Annotated in this window: 2 protein-coding genes; both read right to left on the bottom strand. The window is 72.8% G+C overall.

What is annotated here, in order from left to right; genetic code table 11:
* Window positions 1-1,116: phosphoglucosamine mutase (gene glmM / locus APM_RS13020; protein ID WP_007423833.1), on the bottom strand; the 1,116-nt coding region annotated here is incomplete at its 3' end.
* Window positions 1,117-1,191: 75 nt separating this feature from the next.
* Window positions 1,192-1,419: dihydropteroate synthase (locus tag APM_RS13015; RefSeq protein ID WP_007423832.1), on the bottom strand; the 228-nt coding region annotated here is incomplete at its 5' end.

The raw sequence follows: 1,419 nt of genomic DNA, 5'->3' as shown, positions 1-1,419 counted from the left end.
CACCTCGCTCGCCGGCCGCCCCTCGCGCACCAGCACCGCCAGCACCTGGAGGGCTGCGATCAGCCCGTCGCCGGTGGTGGCGAAATCCGCGAGGATGACGTGGCCGGACTGCTCGCCGCCGAGATTGAGACCGTGCGCGCGCATGTGTTCGGCAACGTAGCGATCGCCCACCGGGGTGCGGTGCAGGGCGAGGCCGAGGCCGCCGAGATAGCGCTCCAGCCCGAGATTGGACATCACGGTGGCGACGATGCCGCTGCCCGACAGGCGGCCATCGGCCTGGAAGGCGCGGGCGATCAGCGCCAGCACCTGGTCGCCGTCGATGATCCGGCCGCGCTCGTCGGCGAGGATCACGCGGTCGGCGTCGCCGTCGAGCGCGATGCCGAGATCGGCGCGGTGTTTGACCACCGCCGCCGACAGGGCGGAGGGGACGGTCGAGCCGCATTCGTGGTTGATGTTGAACCCGTCGGGGCTAACGCCAAGGGTGATGACCTCGGCGCCGAGTTCCCACAGCGCCGCCGGCGCCACCTTGTAGGCGGCGCCATTGGCGCAATCGAGGACGACGCGCAGGCCGTCGAGCCGCAGCCCGCGCGGCAGGCTCGACTTCGCGGATTCGACGTAGCGGCCCGCGGCGTCGACCAGGCGCATCGCCCGGCCGAGCGCCGACGGGGCGGCGAGCCGGCCGGAGAGATCCTCCTCCATCAGCGCCTCGATCTCGGCTTCGGTCTCGTCGGACAGCTTGGCGCCGTCCGGGCCGAACAGCTTGATGCCGTTATCCTCGAACGGGTTGTGCGAGGCCGAGATGACCACGCCGAGATCGGCGCGCAGGCTGCGGGTGAGCATGGCGATGGCCGGGGTGGGCAGCGGGCCGGCGAGGGTCACGTCCATTCCGGCGCCGATGAAGCCGGCGGTGAGCGCCGGTTCGAGCATGTAGCCGGAGAGGCGGGTGTCCTTGCCGATGATGACCCGGTGGCGGTGATCGCCGCGGGTGAACAGCAGGCCGGCCGCCTGGCCGAGGCGGAGCGCGATTTCGGCGGTCATCGGCGCGGTGTTGGCGCGGCCGCGGATGCCGTCGGTGCCGAACAGGCGGCGTTTGGGGCGGGGCTGGATCTGGTTCATCGCGGATCGAAACCTTGCTGTGGCGTGGGCCGGGCCGGCGCGCCCAATATCCCAAGAGACGGCCTCACGGTCCAGTCAGGCATCGGCGAGGGCCTGCCAGACGCGCAGCGCCTGCACCGTGCCGGGCACGTCGTGGACGCGGAGGATCGCCGCCCCCCGCCCCGCCGCGAACAGGGCGGCGGCGATGGAGCCGGGATCGCGGCGGGCGGGGTCGGGCTCGCCGGCGAGTTCGCCGATGAAGCGCTTGCGCGAGACGCCGGCGAGGACCGGATGGCCGAGCGCGCGGAAGGACGGCAGGGCGCG

This window comes from Acidiphilium sp. PM (assembly GCF_000219295.1).
In the GTDB taxonomy this organism is placed as follows: domain Bacteria; phylum Pseudomonadota; class Alphaproteobacteria; order Acetobacterales; family Acetobacteraceae; genus Acidiphilium; species Acidiphilium multivorum.
This window is presented reverse-complemented; position numbering and strand designations above follow the sequence as displayed.